This window comes from Planctomycetaceae bacterium (genome assembly GCA_041398825.1).
Taxonomy (GTDB): Bacteria; Planctomycetota; Planctomycetia; order Planctomycetales; family Planctomycetaceae; genus F1-80-MAGs062.
This window is the reverse complement of the sequence record JAWKTX010000007.1, coordinates 216,637-241,126: the sequence shown is the minus strand read 5'-3', so window position 1 is coordinate 241,126 and position 24,490 is coordinate 216,637. Positions and strand designations below refer to the sequence as shown.

The following is a 24,490-nucleotide window of genomic DNA, read 5'->3' as shown; positions in this document are numbered from 1 at the left end:
AACTTCAACAGCACAGTCAGCTAGAGCGACATCAAAGCGCCAACAAGTTCGTCTGCGGTCAGCTGGTTTCCGCCAATGTTCACCTGGTCAAAGTAGTCGTAAAAACCAACAGCAGCCGTACCGTCTGCAATTGCCTTGACGCAGGATTTATCCCTGACTTTCCAGACAACCAGATAGGCATATCCGGCTCTGGGCATGGTGTCGCCATCATTAACGCAGCAGCCATAGACTTCGGCATCTTCAGGCTTGATCGTTGCAAGAAATGCATCCACTTTCTTCATGAATGCCTCTCGCTGACCCTGCGGCAGTCCGAGCCATGATGGTTTGGCGTTCCACATTTCAACATACAGATACATGCTGCTTCCTTCTCTTGTTTGAAGTAATGGACATCATCGCAGGATTACGGTGAATCAATCTGAAACGTCAGCGAGGCCCATCGACTTTCCCAGTCAACGAGATTGTCATTGTCAACCTGAACCATCTGAATACAGGAAATCAGCCACTGCCCGTGCTCCGGAAGACAGAATCGGACGCGGCCCTCTTCATCGGTGCGTGCGGAAACAGGCTGATCCGGTGTGTTCATGTTTCGTGCGAATACCAGTGCATCGCCCTGAGGCTGTTTGTCATGCAGTAACCGGAGGCTCATGATATGCCCGGGCTGTATGGTATGAGGGTTGGTTTCCGGGATCAGTTCGAGTGTCAGGCCAAGGATGCGATCGAAGCCATCGGAGTTCTCTTTTCCGGCCAGAACCATCGCCTTTGCACAACGGATAAATCGTTCGCGACCGAGTGTTTCAGACTGTCCGCGTTCCCTGCGGATACGGATCACCGAATCCAGACCAGCTTCCTGCAGATAGGCCTGAAATCGTTCTGCATTCATCATCAGTTTTGTGGGATGACTTTGGTAGCTCAGGACGTGCAGGCCGGGCGATGGCAGCAGCACAAATCCGGCCGGTTCATCGCCTGGATTTCCCTGGATCTCGCTGACTCCATCATCAAACGTCGTTCTGAACGACTGAATTGCTGTTGGGTTTCGGCGAAGCGAAGCGCCATCAAAGTCCTGCCCGACCTTTAGACGAACGAAGATCAGTTCGCTACTGGCCGCGCGAAACGTAGAAGGTTCGATCCAGAAATCATGCGCTGAGATTTCAGGGGTGAACTGAATGAAGACAGCCATGCTGATCGCCGCAGATAACCATTGCGTCCTGCTGGTTTGTTGACAGACTCTCGACGCACAGCTGTTCAGAGCCTCGCTTTGATCAGTCCTTGTCATTCGGCTGACCAATGGAAAGGTACTCGCGAACCCGAGAGATGCGGCTGTTTGTAATTTCCCAGCAATGCACACAGTTGAATTCGACTGGCTCTTTCGTAGCTTTCTCAATTCCTGTTTGCCGAACAATGGCAGTCACAAAACTACCTTCAGTGACATAACGATCCACCGTTACAGACTTAATGTCATAGATCGCCTGCAGCTGTCTGAAATGGTCATCTATCCCTTCTTTGCCCGCAAAGGTACCGGAATAAGGTGCCCCCGAAGGCCCGAAGCACGACCATTCCACGGTGGGGGAGCATTGCGAAGGGATGCCGCTGAAGTTGCCTCGCTGCATTCCTTCGTATAAGTCCGAGACGATTTTGACCATATACTCGTTAGGAGGTTCAGCGGGAGGTGCGACTGGCGGTGCGGCAAAAGGGAATTCCGGCAACAGGTTCTGTGGATTTTTCTCCGGAAGTGTGAACTGGAACGGATTGACGTGTTTGATCGTCCAGAACACAGAGTCGTCATACAGATTTCTTCCGTTGGGATACTCGTCGGGTAGATGGGGATCATATTGCAGGATGTCCGGCAGATAGAAATCTGCCAGGTTTTCATCTGCCTCCAGCACGTCTAGTGTATGCCGGAACATCGCACCATAGTTGGCCCGGTCATCAACGGGTCGCGTGGTGTTATATTTTTGTTTGTTTTCTCCACCGTATGGATAATCGGCCGGGTTGCGGCCTGTGGGTGTATTCGGCAGAAAGACGGCCGTGACAGACGCGCGGCCGCAGCGATCAATTTGTTTTCCATCGAGGGATGTTGTTCCCCACATCCCGAATTTTCTGCCGCGCATCTCCTCGACTTCCAGCATCAGCATGGTGACGTTGGTCGGGCCAAAAGTATTCTGCCAGCTACCGTCGCTGGGAAGTCCGTCGGCACCCAGCGCATATTGCAGCGCGAGCGCGACGGGCGACTGAACGCCCTTGAAGTTAAAGAAAAACGGATCCTGTCGGGGCCCGCAAAACAGGCGGAATCCTTTGCCTCTGGCGATTTCAACTTTCCCGCGTGTACTGGATACGCCTTCCAGAACAACGTCACCGGCTGCGCGGTTTGAAATGGCATCCACACCTTCGGCTCGACGAACTGTCAGTTTTTGTTTCTGCCCCAGACCGGACACCGAGATCTTGTAGGCCAGATCGGCCACACCGTCACTGTCCATGTCGAACTTAAATTCATATAAGACATCCTGATCCAGTTTCATCTGGTCGATCAGCAAGGGATCGGAAAGCGGATTGAAACTGGCTGCGAAGACGACGCCATTTTTCGTCGGGAACGCCCAGGTATCCCCGATGTCGGCTTGCGGATGCTCGTCGATGTAGGGTGAATCCAGATGATCCGACGCCCACAGATGTCGTGGCTGAAGAGTTGTTGTGGCTAATACGGCAACGACGATTGTCATTCGTAAAGTGATATGCATGCCAGTGGCCCTGTCATTCCGCAAAGAAAAATCGACACACGAATACAGGCGTGAGCCTTCGCGCTGGCCTCACTGGTCAGCATAGGTTTTGACGACAGAATTGCCGGCCGTCAGGATTTCTGAGGCTTTGCTGCCATCTCCGCTGTGCGACGAAGCACATCAAAGATGACATCAAAGAAATTCCCGTTGCCTTTTCCAGATGGGGTACTGTCAATCCAGGGGTCCATGACAACGGAACGATTCACATAGATCTGGCAGTTGCCCGGTTCAGGACGTGTGATCTTCATGCGATCCAGATAGGACTGGATAAAAGCATCGCCATAATCGCTGACACTCATTTCAGTCTGAGTGATCAGCAGATCGTACTGGTTGACGTCCCTGCCCTCCTGAACATGCAAGGCATCGTAGATCTTTGCGTTCATGCTGTTCATGTCAGCGAGACACTTGTTGAGCGTTCCATCACCACGGCGGAAATTAAACGTGTAGTCAACAATCTGCTGGTCCGGCCCCAGTTCGTTGAAGAATCGAAGGTCGGCAGCGGTTGCTGAGTTCAAAAACTCACGAATGCCCCGCGACCGAACGATGACCTGAATTTTCCTGAGCTGCTCCATGGCATCGCTTCCTTCCGTTGCTCTGGGCAATGGAGCAAGCGGCGTTACAACAAAGCAGTCTTCAGGTCTTGCCATTAACCAGAGTCGCATTGTGAACAGTTTGGCGTTTAGCAAAGCAGCATTCAGCAACTTTCCGTAGCCGGAGACCGACGGGCGAATCACGGCGTGACTAAGCCACACGGCTGCGGCAGCCGCGCCAGGTTTACTGCCTTCCAGTCCGAACTGTCCGACAGACGGTGCTGACCCTGCGACGCCGATCACAGGAGCCCCAAATGTGACCAGATTCTTCAGATCCGTGTTGCGATACAGGATCGCCCCGGCAGGATACTGAATATAACCACACTTATGAGGATCCACTGTGACAGAGTCGCAGTACCTGATGCACTTCATGTTTGTTTTCGTGTGAGCACTCAGATGCACGGAACTGTCATCAGACAGGAAGGGCTCCAGCGGCACTGGGGGAGTAACTTCGTCCATTTCACTGAACTGAAATGTCGGTTCATCGAAATCCTTGCGGAGCGTTGAAATCAGGTAGCCACCCCATGCCGCATCACCGTGAATGTTGAATTCCAGCCCTTTTGCTCGAAATTCCTCGCGGATCTCCAGAATCCGTTTCAGCGGATCGACCGCACTCTCTTCTGTGCTGCCCATCACTGCCACCGTCAGAATGACCGGGGTCCTGCTGTTCAGGCAGCTATTGAGGGTCTGACGAAGTCGGTCGAGGTCCATTCGGGCCATCGGATCGACCCAGATGTCAATGACTGAGTTCTCGTCGCAGCCCAGGCCGGTGACCGCCGCCGCCTTCGGCCAGGAGTAGTGTTTGGTCGATGGAACGATAATGACGGGTGATGCCCGAAAGCCATCCATGTAGTCTTCGTAGAATCTGAACCATCCGACTGTATTGATCGAGTACTTATGAAGCAGGTCCTGCCAGATGTCGGCTGGATCGCGATTCAGGATTTCAGCAATTTGCCCCGGCAGGATGAGAATATCATCCATCTTCAGATTCATCAGCGACCAAGTCGTCTGTTTCACCAGAGCTTTGCGGCTACCGTCCAGAAGCGTCACTTCAAGGCCACCCGCATCGTGATACGCGGGATCATTGATCAGCGCGTAGCGAATGGAGATCGGCAGGAACTTCAATTCACGACTGGCCCAGGTGGCTTCAATATTTGCGAGCGAGCCATCAGCAGTAATGTGTCCCCATGGCTGAAGAGCCTGGCTGTCGAAGCCAATCATTTCGCAAAGGTCTTCACCGACAACCATTCCAAGAAAGGTAGTAAGCGTCGAAGCCTGAACGGTGACGTTGTTCGGGTTGTGAAGCATCGTTGCAAAATAGCCGAGCATCGCTGGCAGCGTGGTATCCCAGAGCATGTGGCCCTGATAGCGAAGGCTCGTGTAAGGAGTCGCGAACTCATTCAGTTTCTGCAGAAGGATATTGAACTGATACTTGAGCTTTCCGACGCTCTCCAGATACTCAGGGGCTGCTCTGGCTGTTTCAGAAATGGACGGATGATCTTCCGGGTGGAAATACCGCCGATAGTTAACCGCGGCATTGATTGCTTCCTGCACCAGCGAAGAGAAGAGTTCCGCGTTTTCACCTTTCGGCCCCAGGAACCACGCATCAATCGAGTCGGAACCGCCTGTTCGAACATCTGGTAGCCCGGAATAATCTCCCCATCCTACCTGGCCACCCGAACGGCTCAAATCCCCGTAAGCAGGCGTTGCGTGAAAGCGTTTATTCATGGTGGCCCCTGTCGATTGGTGTGTATCTCCGCCTGCACGTTACTCTCACCCTGTCGTAAGGGTAACCCCGACTTCATTCACGCACATGGTTACCAGCTGTTGATTGCAAAAACAACCTGTTTCGAGTGAAATTAGTGACTCCTTCCAGAAGCTTTCGATTTGGGCTGTGCAGTGTGATTCAGGCCCGGGTTACATCCGCCTCTGTTTGTCGCGGTGCGCTTACCATCCCGATATACCAACCGTAGGGCCATCATGTCTCGACCACTAACTGATGATGAGTCGATATGGATTCGGAACCACAGTCGATTGCAACGACAGGACGGATGGATCCACCTGAAAACCTCCGGGGAGCCGTTTGAACGAGGCTTTCAGCACGGATATCACCTGGCACACGAACTGCAGGCCGCTCTGCGGTCAAATCGTTACTGGGCTCGATGGCTCACCGCTCAGGACTTCGACTATTTCATCGATGCTGCTCGGCGTCTCTACTTTCACTTTATTGACGACGAGTTGAAAGCAGAGATGGAAGGTATTGCACAGGGAGCTCAGGCTCAGGGTGTCGAAACATCCTTTGATGAAATTCTGGCCTGGAACAGCTTTGTCGACCTTGTTTATTCGTGGTGGCCAACTCAGAAAAACAAACAGCATCCCGAACGGCCGGCACGACACCGGGAAGTTGGACACCGATGCAGCGCGTTTATCGCGACCGGTGATGCCACCAGCGATGGCAGCATCGTGATGGCCCATAATACGTGGGATGCGTTTCTTCAGGCGCAGCATTTCAATGTCATCATCGACCTGCAGCCCGTACAGGGCCAACGTATTGTGATGCAAACGGCCCCCGGATGGATTGCCAGCATGATGGACTTCACAATCAATGGCGCGGGCCTGATGATTACCGAAACGACGATCGATGGCTATAGCGGGTTTGACGAAACGCAGATCCCTGAATTCTATCGGTCGCGCAGGGCATGTCAGTATTCGACCACCATTGACGAGTGGGTTGACACCATGACCAGTGGTCGTAACGGAGGATATGCCAACAGCTGGTTACTGGGAGACTCCAGAACAGGAGAGATCGCTCGGTATGAATTGGGACTCACCTGTCAAAGCCCCGTTGAGCGAACAAAGAACGGCTTCTTCTGCGGTCAGAATATTGCGTCGGATCTGAGACTTCGAGTGCTTGAGACGAGCGATCCCGGAGCCTGGAGTGATATCGCCGGCAGTGGTGCGCGACGTGTTCGCTGGAAAAAACTCATGCGAGAGAATTATGGCAAAATTGACGCCTCGATCGCAAAGCAGATGATCGCCGATCACTACGACGAATATCTGGGAGAGATTCGGGCGAGTTCGCGGTCCCTTTGTGGCCACATTGATGAAGACAATGCGCATGTTGGCAATGCTCATGGTCACCCACCATTTTATCCCTGGGGAGCGGTCGACGGTAAAGTTGCGGATACCCGCTCTGCCGAACGAATGGGTCTTCATGGTCGCTGGGGACGAGCTTGTGGTGAGCGCTTTGACGCCGATCAGTACCTGGAGATGCATCCACAGTACGACTGGCTGGAAGGGTATCTTATTTCTCGCCCGTCTCAGCCGTGGTCAACATTTGGAGATTGATAAACCAGCATTCGTTCTGATGTCTTTGAAAGATGCCAGATTTCACTCGCATTCGCCTGTTCAGGTTGGCTGGTCGCGAAGCAGCGAGCCCCGGACCAATTTATGCCTTCAATATGCCCGCAGTGTGGAACTCCCTTCGAGTCATCGTCTGATGATTTCGCTGCCCGCTGTCTGCAGTGTGGCTTCGTGCAGGGCGAATCCGATTCCACGATCATCGCAGACCTGGTTGCCGGTGCAGAAACGGTGTCCGTCTCAACGAATGGTCCGGAAATGGGGGCAACGAATGAAATGGAACTCATTCGGATTCCGCCACCGGAGCAGGTTGGCAGGTATCAGATCCGCAAGCCATTAGGACAGGGGTCGTTCGGTACTGTTTACATGGCATTCGATCCGGAATTACAGCGCCTGGTGGCGATTAAGATGCCTCGACACGGGCGACGTTTTACAGCTGGTGAGGCTGACGCCTTTGTTGCTGAAGCCAGAATGCTAGCACGACTCGATCACCCGAACATCGTGCCTGTGCATGACGTCGGTCGCGATGAACTGGGTCAGTGCTACATGGTCTCAAAGTATATCCAGGGGCGCGATCTGGCGGATCTGATTGCATCGGGGACGGAAGCAGAGTCTTTAATTCACATCATAGTCATGGTTGCAGACGCACTGGACTACATGCATCAGACGGGTGTGATCCACCGTGACATCAAACCCGCCAATATTCTTCTGGATGACGAAGAGAATGCCTACGTCACAGACTTTGGGCTCGCACTTGAGGAAGAAGCGGCCCTGAGCGGTGAAGCTGGAATGAGCGGCACTCCCGCTTACATGAGCCCAGAGCAGCTTCGCGGTGAAGGGCATCGGGTTGACGCCCGAACGGATATTTACAGCCTCGGTGTGGTTCTTTATGTCGTGTTGACTGGTCAACGCCCATTCAAGTCCACAAAGGTTCGGAAGCTCGTCCAGGAGATTCTCACCTGCGATCCACCTTCTCCCTGTGATCTTCGGGCCTCAGTCCCTGTTGAACTGCAGCGCATTTGCCAGCGAGCCATGAGTCGCAGGGCCGTGGATCGGTACCAGACTGCCCATGATATGGCAGAAGACCTGCGGTGCTGGCTGTACTCGACGGTACCCGGGGATACAGTTTCGAACCCCGGTGCTGACCGGGGCAATCTCACAACTCGTTCACAATCCGGGTCCAGGAACTGGAATGAGCAGAGAGAGCCGTCATCTCACCGTGTTCAAACAGCGGTCAGGCCAAAGGGGCTCAAGTCGTTTGATGCCAACGATGCCGAGTTCTTCCTGCAGTTGTTACCCGGTCCAACCGACCGAAACGGACTCCCTGACAGCATTCGATTCTGGAAGACGCGGGTCGAAGAAACGCAAACCAACGGAACGTTCTCTGTTGGTCTGATCTACGGACCATCGGGTTGTGGAAAGTCGTCTCTGGTCAAAGCAGGCCTGATCCCGCGACTCAGTAATCATGTACGCGTCGTCTACTTCGAAGCGACCCCGGATGATACAGAGCAGCGATTGCTTCGTGGTCTGGGAGAAGTCGTACCGGGAATCGGCCAGCAGAATGACATGACCCAGGCCCTCTCCCTGGTTCGTCGCAGTGTTAACCTGCTTCCACCGGGCCAGAAGGTGCTGATTATCATCGACCAGTTCGAACAATGGCTGCATGCGCACCGGGTTTCGGAAAACTCTGAACTCGTCAAGGCAATTCGACAGGCCGATGGCGAACGCGTTCAGGTGATCGTCATGGTTCGGGATGACTTCTGGCGAATGGCCACACGGTTCATGCACGACCTCGAGGTTCCTCTGGTCGAAGGCGGAAACAGTGCCATGGTGGACCTGTTTTCAAAACGCCATGCACGGAAGGTGCTTGCCATTTTTGGTCGAGCACTGGGCTGCTTACCCGCCAGTCCCGGGAACACCACACCGTATCAGGATCTGTTTCTGAATCGGGCTGTCGAAGGACTATCGGTGGACGGCTCTGTCATCTCAGTACGGCTGAGCCTGTTCTCGGAAATGTTTCGAAACAAAGAATGGTCGCCCGAGACCCTGTCCCGTGTGGGCGGCACAGAGGGCACGGGGATCGTCTTTCTTGAGGAGCAATTCGGAGCCGGGGCGCGGGAAGAATTCCGAGAGTATCAGGAGGAGATTCGGGCAGTGCTGAACGCACTTCTGCCGGATCCCGGTGCAGATACCGACATCAAAGGGGAGGCACAGTCGTATTGTCAGTTGTTTGCTGTTTCGGAATGTTCGGACAGGGAATCGTTTGATCGAATTATCTCCATCCTGAATGCCGAGCTCCGACTCATTACCCCTACCGAATCGCCCAATCAGGCTGATGATGACGCACCGTCAGATCTGAAGTTCTACCAGCTTACTCATGACTATCTTGTTCCGGCCCTGCGAGCCTGGCTGACTCAGAAGCAACGCGAAACGATGCGGGGCCGTGCAGAGCTCAGGCTTGCCGACCGCTCTGCTTCATGGAATTGCAAGCCCGAATCAAGGCAGCTTCCGGCGGTGTGGGAGTGGATGAATATTTCGTTACTCACCCGGCGCAGCAACTGGACCGCCCCTGAGCAGCGAATGATGAATGCCGCGAATAAGTTCCATGCAATCCGAGGGACAATCGGCGCTGCCATCGCGTCTGTTCTATTGATAACGGGCCTGCAGATTCGCCACAACATTCGCTATGAAAATAATCGTCGTCATGCCGATGCTCTCGTGGCTCGACTTGTGGATGCAGAACCATCGCAGGTTCCGGTGATTGTTCAGGAAATGTCGGAATACCGGACCTGGACAGACCCGGGACTCCAGGAGATGCTCGCATCCGATGAGACAAACAACAAGACAAAAATTCACGCCAGCCTGGCACTGCTTCCTGTCGACAAGTCTCAGGTTGACTTTCTGACAGCTGAACTGCTGGATGGAAACCTGCAAACACTCGACCGCTTTCCAGTCATTCGCGACAGTCTGCAGAGTTCGCAGCGCGAAATCGAATCGAAGCTCTGGGACGTGCTCCATTCGGACAATGAAACACCCGAACGAAGATTTCGTGCCGGAATGGTGCTGGCCGAATATGCGCCATCGGATCTGAAATGGTCCGCGTACGACGCAGACATGCTCGCCGACCAGCTTGTGGCATCCAGCCCTGAATATCAGCGCGAATTGCGGGAGTTCCTTCGGCCACTGGCAGAGCGGCTGCTGGATCCGATCGAAGTCATTTTCCGAGACCCTTCACGCGGAGAAACAGAACGAGTGGCGTCGGCGAGTGCTCTAGCCGACTACGCTGCAGATGACCACGTGCGACTGTGTGAGCTGGTTTCAGTTGCAGATTCCATCCAGCACGAAATCATTCTCAATGCGCTGCTTTCTGAGCAACAGAATGCTTCGCAGATTCTGCAGACACTTTCGGACATCGTCCAGCAGTTGCCTGACGCCGAATTGACTCCGGCTGAGCGAGTATCCCTCGGCCAGCGGCGAGCCGGTGCGGCAGTGACTCTGTTGCGTCTGGGGAATCATCAGGCTGCACTTCCGGCATTCACCACGACCAGCGATCCCGAATCAATGACTCAGACAATTCATCGCCTGAAAGACCGTAAGGTTCAGGTCGATGCTGTTCGGGCCTGCCTGAATGACGCCTCTTCTGACAGTCAGAGATTTGCTGCAATCCTGGCGCTCGGCGAATTCGGGCCGGACGAATTCGCGGCTTCGGATTTCGATTCGCTCGTCGAAAAAATTGCCCGCTGGTATGCAAGTGATCCCAGCTCCGGTATTCACGGTGCAGCAGGGTGGCTGCTGAGACGCTGGGGCCAGAATAAACATGTTGAACAAGTCGATCACCATGTCGTGCCCTACGATCCCGATGGACGAAGACAATGGTTCGTCGAAGAGCTCGCAGGAGAATTCCTCACGTGGATTGTGTTCCGACCAGGCGTCGCCGGAATTGGTTCGCGATCAGGTGAGCCTGGTCGCAAAGAAGATGAAACTCTGCACGATGTGGAATTCACGCGCCCCTACGCCCTGTGTCAGTCCGAAGTGACCGTTCATCTCTGGAAGAAATTTCAGGAAGACACCGGACGCACCGACGGATATTTTGAAGAGCACAGTCCTTCGTCAGATGTACCAGTCTGTGGTCCGACATGGTATACCTCCATCCTGTTGTGTCGCTGGCTGACAGAGAAGCAGGGACTGCCGGAGAATCAGTGTTACGTCGCAGCCAGCACTGTGCCGGAAGAAGAATCTGTCCAGCTGGATGATGGAAATACCTTTCCCCGCAGCTGGCCCTTTCGGCCTGAAAAATCGGGCTATCGACTGCCAACCGAAGCTGAGTGGGAACGGGCCTGCCGTGCTGGTACCGACACCGCGTTTTCTTTTGGAAACGACGAATCTTTATTCGGCCACTATGCCTGGTGGAATGCAAATTCGTCCCGACATTCCCACCCTCCCGGGACCGTTCGGCCGAATCTGAGTGGCATGTACGACATGCATGGAAACATCTTTGAGTGGTGTCACGACTGGTATGGTCCATTCCCGGATGGATCCAACCCTACCGGAAACGACGACGGTACCGACCGCATTGTTCGGGGAGGTGGCTGGTTCAACTCGGCAGTCATTTCTCGTTCATCGGCCAGACACCACGAACAACCCAGCTACCGAGTTTATTACAGCGGTTGTCGTCTCGCCCGAACCCTTCCACCGATGGAAGACAACAGGTAGTCGCTCTTGTCGTTGTGCCGTTATCCATTCGTGGCCACGAATCATCGAGGGACAATCGCCTGTTGAGACGATCCCTGACTGTGAATCGCTTACTTTGATGATCTCTTCCCCGGTCGCTTTTTGGATGCGGTCGATTCTGAAAGGATTTCTTTCATCGAGGGTCCGTTCCGGGCAACCAATTCGTCGCAACGTTTTCGCATCGATTGCAGTGCCTCGACTACGGACGGTGAAGAAGTGGATTCCTCCGTTGATGCGAGGTTCACCAGTTCGTCCGGATCATTCTGCAGGTCATGCAGAAACTCGAACGGAGTTTCATCCTTTCCGTCAACAAAGTACCGAGCGTAAACCCAGCGATCGCTGCGCACGCCTTCCCATTCAGGAATGGTTGCCGGTACGGCCAGAAATTCACACAGGAAATCCGTCCGCCATCCTTCTGGCTTTTGGTTCTGCAGCAGCGGCAGCAGGCTGTGTCCGGTGTGCGCGGATTGTGCTTTCAGCCCGGCCAAGTCGATAATCGTTGGGCCGAGATCGCTATTGAGCACCATTGATGGCTCGACACGTCCGCGGTTTGATTGGGTGGCTCGCGGATCGTAGATGACAAGGGGTACCCGCAGTGATTCCTCATAGTGTGTCCATTTTCCGGCGAAACCGCGATCACCCAGATAGTAGCCATTATCGGCTGTGTAGATGATGATTGTGTTGTCGGCGATGCCCAGTTCACTCAGCTTGTTTCTCAGACGCCCAACGACATTGTCAATTCCCGACAGCATCCGCAGATAAGCTCGCATGTTGGTTTGATACTTTTCCGGGGTGTCCCAGCGCCAGAAAAATCGTTGACGGTTAATGGACGCTTTCAGGAAGTCAGGTTGAGCGTCATAGATCGAATCGGCCCGCAATCGCGGCAGCGGCATTGTCTGGTCTTCGTACATACCGTCCGTGGATTGCGGCCACGGGTAATGTCCGATACCCGGGCGGCGGTCGCCGTCTTCAGCATGAGGCGCATTGAAGCTCAGCTGCAGACAGAAGGGCTTTGCCGAAGGTTGCTGGTCGAGAAACTCGCACGCCCAGTCGCCAATGATATCGGTCTCATGCCGCTGACTACCATCGGGCTGCTCTTTGAAATAGGGATTGCGACCCAGTCGACGCCGAACGTCAAACATCTCTTCTGCTGAAACATCGCTCAGAGTCACATGTTCCTTTCCCAGATGGCCGGTTCGATAGCCAGCCGCCTTCAACACAGAGAAATGAGACGAACGACACAGGTCAGGGTCGAGTGGTCCTGGTTGTTTTCGATAAAGGTGTCGTCGCTCATAGCAACCGGTAAACAAACACGCTCGGCTGACCCAGCAGGTCGAGGTTGAGACGAATGCGTTCTCGAAACGCACTCCCGAAGTGGCCAGGCTGTCAACGTGAGGTGTCCGGACCACAGGATGGCCCGAACAGCCCATCGTGGTATTGCGCTGGTCATCCGTGAAAATGAACAAAATATTCGGCGGTTTCGCCGCGACGGCTGGTGTCAGAATTCGTGTCGCCAGAAGAAACACCAACACCACCCGCAGCGATGTACGTAAACTACTGGCATCACGCCATTCCATCGCTGTTTCGTGATCAGACCTGACGAAGGCAAGCCGAAGAGATGAATCGTGACTGGCGAATAATTGCAACATACGGATTGGCCTTCCGGGATTTTTTGGACGGTTCTTTTCGGGACACCAGTCTGGCCGCCCGCCGATCCATTCAGGAACGATCACTGCGCAATCAGACACCCACGGGCGGAGAACACTTTAACTGAAAGAAAGATCGATCGCGACGGACGGATCCAAACGCACACGATCCGGTGATACTCAAGGGCAGGCAAGAACGGTGAGACATGCGACCTGTACGCCTTGGTTTACGGAAAATGCTGGGTCGCACAGCTTGGCCCCGCCTACCTGCCTGATTGGTCAGTAGTGAGTCCTGGGTATTCAGGGGTGACTTTGGGCAAACCTCGCCTAATCCGAGCGACATGGAATTCTGTCGCAGTCGCACAATGTCGGGTGTATTGAAGAGTGCTTCGCCCTCATTGCGTTCGTGTTCATACCGGAGCAGTGCACCTGCTGGTACCTGCCAAAACGAATGATGCCAGAATCGGTTGCTTACTTGCTCATACGAAACAACCTGCATCCAGACACACTCGGCAACTTCTGGAAGATTTCACACGCTCCCGTGCTCAGTTTCATCCCCGGAAAGGAATCGACCCGGACCTGCCAACGTTGCAGGAACCTGACCCGGAATGGTCTCACCAATCCGGAATTTGCTTCCATTGAAACTCGCACTGGCCGAGCCAGTGGTACACTTCACGTCGCTGTAATCAGATCCCGATCAACATTCGACGTTGCCACCCCGCGGCACACAGCAGCACCTCAGAATCCTGTTTTTTTTTCGTCGTCGTCAGTGGTTCTAGGCTTGCGGCTCACAATCGGATGAACCAGATTGGTCTCGGAATCGAACGAGGACGGAACCACGAGAAGCCCAATTCGCTTACGCGAACGTGTTGCACTCGGGGCGCGATATCAATTCAGCAAGGTGAATCAGCATGGCAACCGGTATTGCGACTCGTCAAATCGAAGACACACCTGTTGCTGTCATCGACTTTGAAACAACCGGACTGACGCCAGGTTACGATCGCGTCGTCGAGGCTTCAGTTGTGCGCATTGATCCTGGTGAAAAACCAAGACTTGTGTTCGACACTCTGGTCAATCCGTCGCGTCCAATGGCTGCAACCGAGATACACGGGATATCGGATGCGGATGTCGCGAATGCTCCACGATTTCACGACATCGCTGGTGAAATGCTTGCCGCAACAAAAGACTGTGTCATCGCAGCGTATAACGTCTACTTTGACATCAAATTCCTCGCCTTCGAATTATCAAATGCAGGTGTTCGCCACGATCCGCCGCACTTCTGTCTTATGTATTTGCGTTCGATGCTTGGTCTTGGTTCTCGCTGCAAGTTGGAGGTTGCATGTCGGCAGCACGGAGTCGACTATTCTGCGTCGCATGTTGCTGCACATGACGCATTGGCTGCAGGGCAATTGTTCTGTAATTACTTGCCAGAAATCCGTCAGCAGAATGTTCGCACCTACGATGAGCTTGCAGCACTGAAGACCTACAAATTCAACAACAGCTTCGACCACGAACCTTTTCCTGACCCGACAGCATTCGGATTGCAACGATTTGATGCAGTGGTTTCAAGGGCAGGGTTCCGTGTTTCTATCGATCCAGTTCGGCAAGCGATTGCGGGATACTGGGATACCTTGAAAACAGTGCTGGCGGACTTGGAGATCACCGACGAAGAATTGGCGTACGTCTTGGCGGAGCGACGGCGTGGGGGCCTCAGGCCAGAACAGATTCGTGTGTTACATGCTCGGGCGTTTGCCAGTGCAATTTCACAATTCGCAAGTGACGAATGGGTCGATGACCGGGAAGTCAGGAGGTTACGTCGTCTTCACCATTGTCTTGCAAAGCTCGGCTGGGCACCGGGACAATGAGGACGAACAAGGCAGCAAATCGGGCGGCGATTTTCTTTAGGTGTTTGTCCGCCGCCAGGTTTACTGCGATTTTCCTTCAAGCGTCCGCTGACATGACAGTTGCGATGCCCCATTCGTTAAACTTCTGCGCGGGTTCGAATTGAAATGGAGTAGCGCCTCTTCACCATTGGGTTTGGTGTAACCGGCCTTAGCGTTCACTACTGCTGGAATGAGGCTTTTTCCACACGCATCCAGGGAGTAGGAGCGGCAGTAGCCGTAGAAAAAGGCAAGCAATACACTCCAGCGTCTGCAACACGCTAGCAATTCACATTTCAAGAAAGGTCAGCTCATTTTCAGGTTTCATTAATGAAGCCGAATCAATTGTCCCTCGTTCCGCATTCGTCGATTTGCTCCCGAGCCATGGCACGGCCATCGACAATCTCCGTTACCCAATGGTCCATACTCTGAGTGCGCAAGCTCACACTTGCTTGTCCGTGGGTCTCGTGCGTCACTAACCTGACTACGAGAAGGCCAATGCATTGAGAACCGTGGTTCCTACTGCACCCCGTTTGGTTTCTCCGCTGACTAAGTTTCGCAGTCCCTCCATCGTGCGTTTGGAGAACAACTCCCTCCATCGTTATTGCCATGACGTGCGCGTAACTCCGGAAAAGCATCAGGTTTCCATCAATGTCAACCTAATTGAAGCGGTTCATCTGCAGGATCGTTCGGTCAAATTACTGGTGCTCCACCCGGGAACTCAATTCTAGCGCTGAATAACTGCGGCTTAGATTCTTACAGTACCATCTATGATCTGTAACCCGTAGGATTTCGTCCCCTGTAGGCAATATTCTGTGGTTTGGAATGAGTTGCGGCAATGAAGATCATGATCGAGTGTGGTAACTGCAAGAAAAGACTGACAGTCGACCCAAAGTTCGCTGGACGCCGACTGAAATGTCCGAAATGCGAGGCTAAAGTCAAGGTGCCTGCGACAGAAGACAAGTCCGCGCAGGAGTCTTCGAAAGACGATGGAGTGTCACGCAAGGACTCTGAACTCTGGAGTGTTGCCACTGACAAACGAAAGGCTGGAAATCTCACTCGCGGCCAGATTCGCATTGCCCTGGCTGAGAATTCTATTCCTGCGGATGCATACCTGAAGCCGGAAGATGGCACAGCGGATTGGCAGCAGTTGTCGGTTTGCGCTGAGTTCAATGAAGACGCAGAGCAGAGCGATTCACGTTACTGCCGGGAGTGTTCCGCACGAATTTGTGTGCCTCCATCGTTCCATTCAGCCAAGCCACGGTGTCCTGAATGTGGCACTCGAACCGAGTTCATTAACTTCCTTCAAGCTGAACGTCCTCCGATTGACAATGTTCCTGTCGAGCCCTGGGGGAAGTACGACTTCATTGTCGTAACCATGACAGGCGTTCTGGTTTTGCTGTCGATCATCAGTCTTGTGGCTCTCATGACATCGCCATTCCTGGCGGTGCTGTTGAACTTCGCCTTCTTTTCTGGCGGTACATATTTATTTGCTATCACCTATCAACATCGAAGTGATTCCAGCAGGTATCGATCGCGATTGCAGCAGACGGAAAACTTGCTGGCAGAACGGTCCGATTCACTCCGCCGAATCACTCGAAACTACAACACGTTGCAGCGTGACCTCACAGAAATAAAGCAGCAACTGGAGGACGAAACTCGAAGTCGCTGCGAAGAGCTTATGGGCCGGACCCATCAGCTCCTCAAGGATGCGGAAGAAGATCGCGACACTGTGAACCGCGTGGCCAAACGCTATTTGGATGAGCAACTAAAGTGGTGGACCCAGAAGCTACGTGGGGACAACTATCAGATTCAGAAAGGCCGGATTGAAAAGGCCATTCAGTTTATCGAGAAAGAAGCATATATACTTCCTGAGCAGATGAAGAAGGACATATTTGGGCAACTGAAACGGGACTACGAATTAAGAGTTCGGAAAGAGGCCGAGATGGAGCGACAACGTTCTCTGAATCAGCAGATGCGGGCTGAGCAAAAAGCAATCAAGGAAGCTGAAGAAGCAAGAAAACGAGCTGCTGCGGAGCAGAAGGCGATTCAGGAAGCATTGAATGCTGCACTTTCGAAGGCTGGAGCTGAACATTCAGCAGAAGTCGAAGAATTGCAGCGGCAACTGCGAGAGGCAGAAGAGAGGGGGCAGCGTGCTATCGCGCAGGCACAGTTGACCAAAGCTGGTCACGTGTATGTCATTAGCAACATTGGCTCATTCGGTGCCGATGTGTTTAAAGTCGGTCTTACCAGAAGACTGGAGCCGCTGGACCGGGTCAAAGAATTGGGCGACGCTTCTGTTCCGTTCCCGTTCGACGTTCACATGATGATCTTCTCTGAAGACGCTCCCGCACTCGAACACGCACTCCACAAGGCACTCAGCCGTTTTCGCGTTAACCGTGTGAATTTCCGAAAGGAGTATTTTCGAGTCGCTTTAGAGACTATCCATCAATCGGTTCTCGAACTTCATGGGAACGTAGAATACATCGCTGATGCTGAAGCTCTGGAATATCATCGCACCATGGAAATGCCCGAAGAAGAGTTTGCAGACATGGAACAGATGGCAGACGCTCAGGGGATTGACTACGAATCCGACGAAGAAGACGTGGATTAAAATGGCTGAGGCGTCAGGCGAAGAATCCATAAAGGGCGTATTCACCACGTCTCCTTTTCCGATGCCCGATTCTGGGCGGCCAGGGTTGGATTGCAGCCGTTGCGGGGCTGAAGGTCATGAACGTTTGGCACTCGTTCAGCTCAGGCAGCCATTGCAGGCGTGGCCCGTGCCTTTCTCGGCGGGGTGGCCCGGTCCAACTTCGGTCGAAAGTGAATCATGCGGCCTAATGTGTGCCACTGGCTTTGCCGGTGTTTGTGTTTCCGTGAGTTTGATACGCTGGTGAGATGACAGATCCCAGCCACAATACCAATCGTCGTTTTGAAGACCGACGGCATTTGCATGAGCTCACATTCTCCTGCTCTCGTCGTCTGCCTCTGCTCACGAATAACGGCTGGAGGAGAACCCTGTCGTAGTCGCACAATGTCGGGTGGATTGAAGAGTGCTTCGCCCTCATTGTGTTCGTGTTCATACCGGAGCAGTGCACCTGCTGGTTCCTGCCAAAACGAATGATGCCAGAATCGGCCGCTTAGTTGCTCGTATCCTGCGAAAGACCTTCAAACACACCGGCAGACAAGCTTCGAATCGGAATTTCTGTCACTTGACATGGATGTCATTGAGGAAGAACTCCGCAGGGACAAACGCCGGAAGTGATGTCCCGACCTGATTTGGATGCAGTCCGCTCAGCCCACACCGTCAATCACAGCACGAACCTTCTTCGCCAGACCGACCGGGGTGTAAGGCTTCTGAATATAGGCGTCCGTTGCTACTCGAACTCCATGCAGCAGAACAGCATCGTCGGTATAGCCGCTGCAATACAGCACACGAATTTTCGGGGCGATGATTCGTACCTTGTCGGCCAGTTCCCGCCCGCTCATCTCCGGCATCACAACATCTGTGATCAGTATGTCGGGCTGCAGATCCTGCTGCAGCAAATCAATTGCCTCGGGGCCGTTTGATGCGGTAACGACGGTGTAACCAAATGACTGCAACACCACCGTTGTGATCCTGCGTACCGAATCGTCATCCTCTACCAGCAGAATTCGCTCGTCACCTTTTCCGGCGTTTTGATCCTGTTCTCCAGCAACACGATCCGCTTTCCATGACGTTTCCGGCTGTTCCGCCGCAGGCAGCAAAACCCGAACAACAGTGCCGCGTCCAACCTGACTCTCCACTTCAAGATGGCCGCCTGCCTGCTGAATGATGCCGTACGCGGTTGCCAGTCCCAGTCCTGTTCCCTTTCCCACTTCCTTTGTGGTGAAGAATGGCTCAAACAACTTGCTTCGGATCTCCTCCGGAATCCCAACACCGTCATCCGAGACAGAAAGCTGGATGAAGTCTCGATTTCCGGATGAACCCGACAGGCCGGACTGTCCTCCGTTAGTGCTGCAGATGCGTTGAGTCTTTAGACAAATCTGTCCGCCGTTCGGCATCGCATCCCGCGCATTGAGCACGAGATTCATAATCACCTGGCCAATCTGATTCGCATCTACGTAAACAAAGCAGTGAGAATCCGCCACCACTTTCACGTCGATGTTTTCACTAATCAGTCGCCGAAGAAGCTGATGTGACTGTGCGACAATTTCATTGAGATCAAGAACCACCGGCGCGATGACCGTTCGTCGACTGAAAGCCAGCAGCTGCGAAGTCACAGACGCCGCTCTGGTACCAGCATCCAGTATTGCAGAGACAGCATTTCGGTCAGGATCATTTGATTCCATGTCGGCAAGCAGGAGATCGGCGTAACCATTGATGACCGTAAGCAGGTTATTGAAATCATGGGCCACTCCGCTGGCCAGTCGACCGACCGCATCCATCTTCTGTATATGCAGCAACTGCGTCTCCAGTCGCTTGCGAGAAGTGAGGTCTCGGACAACACCGGTGAAATGCTGATCACCGCTCAGTAGGAACTCGGTGACCGTCAACTCCACGGGAAAACGGGATCCGTCTTTTCGATGTCCCTCAAACTCATGCTCTTTTGCAACCGCAACCGTTTCGTTCACCGCACTTACAAAGTCCCCGATACTTTTGTTAGCCTGTCCAACAGCTGGCAACAAAAGTGAAATATGTTGACCAAGCAGCTCTTCCACGGAATATTGAAAGAACCGCTCCGCCGTGGGATTGGCCGAACGAATGATGCCCTGCAAATCAATCGTAAATATCGCATCCGTCACACTTCCCAACACCGAACGCAGCAGGTTCATGGTTCGCTCGCGCTCACTGATATCGCGCAAACAAACCAGCACGGCATCTTCGCCGACATCACTAATCGAGGCAGATGTCACCGTCACCGAGCTGCAACTGCCGTCCAGGCGAAAGATCGTTCGAAGAACGTCCTCAGTCGGCTGGCACTGTGACACGAACGGGCTGGATTCAGCCTGCTCAGCTTCATCATGTTCAATCTCAACCAGGTCCCTTGTCGGCTTTTGAAGAAGCTGCGACGGAGAATCCGCACGAAACAATCGGACACTGGCAGGATTGCAAAAAACGACCCGTCCCTGAGCGCAGACCAGGATTGCTTCCGGAAGAAACTCCATCAATCGTCGATAACGTTCTTCACTCGTGCGCAACGATTGCTCAGTGCTCTTGCGATCTGTAATGTCCAGATTGGTTCCCACAACAGCAACCGGCTTTCCCGTTGCGTCGACATCAACCACCTCCGTTGCCTGAATGAATCTCAACTGGCCATCACGATGACGACGAATCCGAAACTCTCGACGACTCTGTCCTATCCTCTCAATGGTGTCGTTCAGTATTCGCTCCTGCTCCGGAAGATCTTCCGGATGAACACTTGAGCTCCATGTCCTGTAGTCCACAATTCGCTCGCCGGTTACCTCCAACCCGTAGATTTGAAACATCTGTTCGTCCCAGCGAACCGCGTTTGTATGCAGATTCCACTCCCAAATCCCCACACCAGTGGTCACGGTCGCAAGGCGAGTCACCTGCTGGCTTTCCGTGAGCCTCACAAGATTCTGATTTCTCTCCGAAATCACGATGTTGGGTACCAGCGCCGTGAGTACCGCCACGGCAAGAAATGACTGCAGTGTTCGAACATGCAGCCCGTCAGCCATTTGATCAGGTGACAATCCCTGCAGAAAATGGGTCGTTAAGAATGCGGAAAGAATTGCCATACTGAGAATCAAAACGGACACACTCCGCAGGCTCATTCGAATGGCTGCCCAAAGAGGAAACAGCAGCAGCAGCGATTTGCTCGGCATCAAAACTCCTCCACCCGGAACAAAGACGTACCAGGTAGCAACCGCCATCGCTGTCCAAAGAAGTGCGAACTCAAGAAGGCGTTTCCGCGAGAAGCCGCTGTTGCCGGAACGAAACGGATAAATCCATGCAATAGCCAGCGGGACAACCAACAGATTGGCCATCGCTCCATTGGCAGACCATGTAACCCACGAATCCAGGAAGGAAGTGCTCCATCCGGACTGGACCAGAGTGAAAGCGCCTCCTGCAGCTCCAATAGCGGGCGCAATGACGCCACAAACGGCCACGAACCAAAGAAACTCCCTCAGGCAATGGAACTTTGTTTGCTGACCGTTAAACCTGGCCAACAGAAAGACCCCAACGACAACCTGAATTAAGTTGGACAGGTAGAAACCGACAAGAGTCAGGAATGGGGTGCCTATGGAAAGATCAAACGCTGCGTTTCCGACAAATGCCGCAAACATCAGTCGGTGCCACGATCGGATCGACATCACCATCGATACAGCGAGCCACGCAGCCGACGGCAGCCAGAAAGGTATGTAAGAACTGTCGGACAGCGACAACTGCCTGCTCAGCCACGCCAGCCCCCAAAAAACAAAACCGAAATAAACAGCAAGCTGCCAGTCGGCCTCACGAGATTCATGCATGCTTGCGGATGAGTCCATCGAAACACTCATTGAATCTGTGGATGCACGTGCATCCGGACGGCCCGCATCCAGCATTGCATCAGATTCCGAAGGAAGGAGAAATTGGAGGGACAGTCCATTCCACGGTAAATGAAATGCCCGATGTGTACCTCATTCTAAGCCCGGATTCAGACTGTGCTCAAGCCATCACACTCAGGGTTAAACTCACTCCACCCCCAGCTATGGACCCTGCCAACCCTGCAGGAACCAGACCCGGAATTCGCTTCCATTAAAACCCATACCGGCAGGGCCAGTGGCACACCGGCGATGGCATCTTCCAGATAGGCTCGTATCCGGGGATCCGTCGTCTCGTCCATTTCCACCCGCAGACGTGCCCGTTGTATGTGACGTTCCCGATATTCGGCCAGAATGGCTTCCAAACTTCGCAGTCCGTTGAGCCCATGGGCATTCGGGTTCAGCAGTTCCTCAGTACTGGCCACATCATTAAACAACACATCAAATGGTCAGGGCTGCCGAAACACTCAGTCGTGCCGGTCAATCCGGCTGTTCATGAACAGTTGGCCGAATGGCGGGACGATATGCTGCTGAATCCCGCTTGGGCAGGATTGGCGGAACGGGCCAGCGACCTGCTATGAAATAGAAAAAAGCCGTCAGAGCGATTGCATCTGACGGCCTTCAGGATCGTTTGAGAAGTCCGACTCAAGCGATATTCAGCGGGCAGCGATCTGATTGCTGGCTGCTGGTGCAAACATCACGTCGACATGGTTCGCGACCTGACCGCTGGCAGTAACAATTTCCAGGCGAACCTGCACCGCTTCTGCGATCTGCAATGCTGGAAGTGTGGCGGTGACTTGAGCGTCAGACCATTGGCTGATTTGAGCATTGAGTCGCAAGCCACCAACCGTCAGTTGTACCAGGCCAGGAGTTGTGCCGAGGTTCGCTGCGTCCAGCGTAATATCCTGACCGGGCGATACCACGGGAAGTTGTGGTTCTGTTGCCGGACCACCGATCACGGGACCTGCTGGTCCGCGGGATGGCAGGAGTTCGATATCCAGTCGGGCCACCACTTTGTCTGTCGAGGTCCGTACGACAACGGTTGCCTGAACGGCATCCGTCAGTGGCAGCACAGGAAGCACGGCTTTGGCCTGAGTGGACGTCCAGTTTGTTACCTGAGCATGCATCACCAGACCGCTGATCTGCAGGGAAACAGCCCCCGGCCTTGGCCCGAGGTACTGCCCGTCGATTGTCACTGTCTGACCAGATTCCAATTGCGGCAACTGAACCGGGGCAGGTGCTGGAGGAGCAAGTTCGTGCCGTTGCACCGGGCGAATGGAACATGCTGGTTGCGAACTCTGAACCGGTGGAGGGCTGATGGGACGCCATTCGGGCTGATGAATCGGCTGGTGAATCGGCTGATGAATTGGCTGGTGAATCGGCTGATGAATTGGCTGATGAATCGGCTGGTGAATTGGTCGGCAGACAGGCTCTTTCACCTTGTATACGGGTGCCGGAATTCCCACGTGACCTGCTCCTGGTCGGCCGCAGTTACCGGCGAAAGTGACGTTCTGAAGAAGGGAGACGATAACCATCGTGACTGAAAGAATGACGTTTTTCATTGCTTTGGCCTTATCTGAATTTCGCAGAAAGCTGGACTTCACACCTCCTCATTTGCGCCAGATCGAATGTGTTACAGATGGAGAAGAGAAATTCGGAGAATTCCCCGGAGGTTTCTTCGTTGTGATGGGCTGGTCCCCCAAAAACCGCGTGTTTTTCGTGGCAGAATTCGATCGTCCGAGATGTAGACGAGGATCGCTGCACTTTGGTTGGGCGTTGCAGAGTGCGACCCGTGGCGTGTTTGAAGAGTCACAAAAAAAATCCGCCCGGTGATTCACCGGGCGGACTTTGCAGTCACAACGCGAACTTGCTTCAGTTGTCGGCGGACTTTTATCGGGAATCCTCTGAAGGATGTCTATCGAGAAGCCAGGGCCTGAAACGCGGGTTGTACTGATGGAACGAGTTGAGCTGTCAATTGATTGGCAACATTTCCATCGGCTCGCAGCACAACAACTGTCGCATTGGCTGCTGCCGCGATCGGGAGTTGCGGTATGACGGCCCGAACCTGCTCGTTCGTCCAGTTGGTCACCTGGGCGTCCAGTTGCATTCCACCGACCGCCACAATCACTCGACCAGGCTGGAAACCGAAAGCTGAGCCGTCGATCGTGACTTCCTGTCCGGCTGGAATTTCTACAGAAGGGGCAGGTGGTTCCACAGGATAAACAGGCTGTGGTGGAACGCAGGTGATCCTGCAGGTTTTCTGGCAGTGGCATTCGCCATGGCAGTGGCACGTGGGCTGATAGACGGGTTCACAGGGTCGAATTGTGCAAACAGGCCGATAGACCGGTTCACAGGGTCGAATGACGCAGACTGGCGGATGCACCGGCTCACAAGGGCGAATGACGCAAACCGGAGGACGAACTGATTCACAGGGTCGAATATGGCACACCGGCGGTGACGGAAGAGAGACTTCGCAGTGAATCGGTCGGTGAAAGGGTTCGCAGGGACGGATGTGACAAACAGGTGGTGGTGGAAGTTCACAGTGAATGGGTGGAAAAACAGGGCGAACATAGCAATCAGTCGGCGGGTGAACCGGGCGAATGCGGCAGTCTCCTGCAGAACTTTCAACAGCGGAGAAAGCGGACAGAGCGATCGTGGCAGCAAGTATGAGTTTCTTCATTGTTCTGATTCCTTGATACTTGTGAGAGTGAGTTTGAGAAGGTCTTGTCTTCACACACACTCATTTGCCTTGTTCGTGAAGTGTTACAACGATTTTTGGAATAGATCTCCAAAAGGCTTTCCCTGAACAAAATACCGCTTCAGCCACAGTGTGCTGAGGATTCTGCCTCGCCACTTCCATCACCAGGCATGCCAGCGGACAAATGCGGATCGGGATATCTTGAGCCCGGCTGTTGCGAATGAATGGCCATCTGGCGATGCACTGTTGGTGCGATGCGACAAGACGCCAGCAAACCGCGTCCTGC

At 53.7% G+C, this 24,490-nt stretch carries 13 protein-coding genes; 4 read left to right on the top strand and 9 right to left on the bottom strand.

The features are described 5' to 3' along the window. Positions 1-20: 20 nt before the first annotated feature. The 4 genes from R3C20_14460 to R3C20_14445 form a co-directional block, all read right to left on the bottom strand. Positions 21-356, bottom strand: a complete 336-nt coding sequence (locus tag R3C20_14460; GenBank protein ID MEZ6041706.1) for a DUF6616 family protein — start codon at positions 354-356, stop codon at positions 21-23. A 44-nt stretch (positions 357-400) separates the two neighbouring features. Beyond that, a complete protein-coding gene (locus R3C20_14455) occupies positions 401-1,177 on the bottom strand; it encodes a DUF4198 domain-containing protein (protein MEZ6041705.1) in 777 nt (258 codons plus the stop codon). A gap of 82 nt (positions 1,178-1,259) precedes the next feature. Next, positions 1,260-2,732: a DUF4331 family protein gene (locus R3C20_14450; GenBank protein MEZ6041704.1), complete on the bottom strand. Its 1,473-nt coding sequence runs from the start codon at positions 2,730-2,732 to the stop codon at positions 1,260-1,262. A 110-nt stretch (positions 2,733-2,842) separates the two neighbouring features. Then, positions 2,843-5,089 carry a pyridoxal-dependent decarboxylase gene (locus R3C20_14445; protein ID MEZ6041703.1) on the bottom strand — a complete coding sequence of 749 codons (2,247 nt, stop codon included), beginning with the start codon at positions 5,087-5,089 and terminating at the stop codon, positions 2,843-2,845. A 252-nt stretch (positions 5,090-5,341) separates the two neighbouring features. Between R3C20_14445 and R3C20_14440 the strand changes: the two genes are divergently transcribed. After that, the gene (locus R3C20_14440; protein MEZ6041702.1) at positions 5,342-6,709 is read left to right on the top strand and encodes a C45 family peptidase; all 1,368 of its coding nucleotides are present in this window, start codon (positions 5,342-5,344) and stop codon (positions 6,707-6,709) included. A 186-nt stretch (positions 6,710-6,895) separates the two neighbouring features. Continuing rightward, entirely contained in the window at positions 6,896-11,434 is a 4,539-nt protein-coding gene (locus R3C20_14435) for an SUMF1/EgtB/PvdO family nonheme iron enzyme (protein MEZ6041701.1), read from the top strand. A gap of 89 nt (positions 11,435-11,523) precedes the next feature. Here the strand turns inward: R3C20_14435 and R3C20_14430 are convergent, their stop codons facing one another. Continuing rightward, complete coding sequence (locus R3C20_14430) at positions 11,524-13,101, bottom strand: sulfatase (GenBank protein ID MEZ6041700.1); 1,578 nt, start codon at positions 13,099-13,101, stop codon at positions 11,524-11,526. Positions 13,102-14,009: 908 nt separating this feature from the next. Here R3C20_14430 and R3C20_14425 point away from each other — a divergent pair. After that, positions 14,010-14,963, top strand: a complete 954-nt coding sequence (locus tag R3C20_14425; protein ID MEZ6041699.1) for a 3'-5' exonuclease — start codon at positions 14,010-14,012, stop codon at positions 14,961-14,963. A gap of 853 nt (positions 14,964-15,816) precedes the next feature. Beyond that, positions 15,817-17,592, top strand: coding sequence for a GIY-YIG nuclease family protein (locus R3C20_14420; GenBank protein MEZ6041698.1), 1,776 nt, complete (start codon positions 15,817-15,819; stop codon positions 17,590-17,592). A 680-nt stretch (positions 17,593-18,272) separates the two neighbouring features. On the opposite strand, the gene R3C20_14415 is transcribed toward R3C20_14420, so the two are convergent. The 4 genes from R3C20_14415 to R3C20_14400 all read right to left on the bottom strand — a co-directional run bounded on the left by R3C20_14415 (position 18,273) and on the right by R3C20_14400 (position 23,721). Then, positions 18,273-21,470 carry a PAS domain S-box protein gene (locus R3C20_14415; GenBank protein MEZ6041697.1) on the bottom strand — a complete coding sequence of 1,066 codons (3,198 nt, stop codon included), beginning with the start codon at positions 21,468-21,470 and terminating at the stop codon, positions 18,273-18,275. 149 nt (positions 21,471-21,619) lie between these two features. Then, positions 21,620-21,946 (bottom strand): hypothetical protein, encoded by a 327-nt coding sequence (locus tag R3C20_14410; protein MEZ6041696.1) that lies wholly within the window; start codon positions 21,944-21,946, stop codon positions 21,620-21,622. A 216-nt stretch (positions 21,947-22,162) separates the two neighbouring features. Continuing rightward, positions 22,163-23,068, bottom strand: coding sequence for a hypothetical protein (locus R3C20_14405; protein ID MEZ6041695.1), 906 nt, complete (start codon positions 23,066-23,068; stop codon positions 22,163-22,165). 353 nt (positions 23,069-23,421) lie between these two features. Continuing rightward, positions 23,422-23,721 carry an IPT/TIG domain-containing protein gene (locus R3C20_14400; GenBank protein ID MEZ6041694.1) on the bottom strand — a complete coding sequence of 100 codons (300 nt, stop codon included), beginning with the start codon at positions 23,719-23,721 and terminating at the stop codon, positions 23,422-23,424. Positions 23,722-24,490 lie beyond the last annotated feature (769 nt).